The sequence below is a fragment of the Frigoribacterium sp. AC759 genome, from assembly GCF_979256015.1.
This window is the reverse complement of sequence record NZ_CEEDMT010000134.1, coordinates 1-251: the sequence shown is the minus strand read 5'-3', so window position 1 is coordinate 251 and position 251 is coordinate 1. Positions and strand designations below refer to the sequence as shown.

Here is a 251-nt window from a genome sequence, read left to right as displayed (position 1 = left end):
GATACTACATGGCGTTCGCATCCACCTGCTGCTCGGAAGGCATCGGGTACGCGATGAGCGACAGCCCGACCGGGCCGTGGGTCTACATAGGCCCGATCATGGAGCATGACGCCCGGGCTACGGGTAATCATCCGGGCATCATTGACTACAAGGGCAGTTCTTATGTTTTCGGCTTCAGCTACGAGCATAATTTCGCGCTGACGCCGATCCATCATGAGCGCCGATCAGTCTCGGTCGCGCGTTTCCAATAC

Annotated in this window: 1 protein-coding gene; it reads left to right on the top strand. The window is 57.8% G+C overall.

Annotated elements, in window-relative coordinates; genetic code table 11:
- Positions 1–53: 53 nt before the first annotated feature.
- The coding region (locus ACZ6JE_RS15380; protein WP_464319508.1) for a hypothetical protein at positions 54–251 on the top strand (198 nt) is incomplete at its 3' end.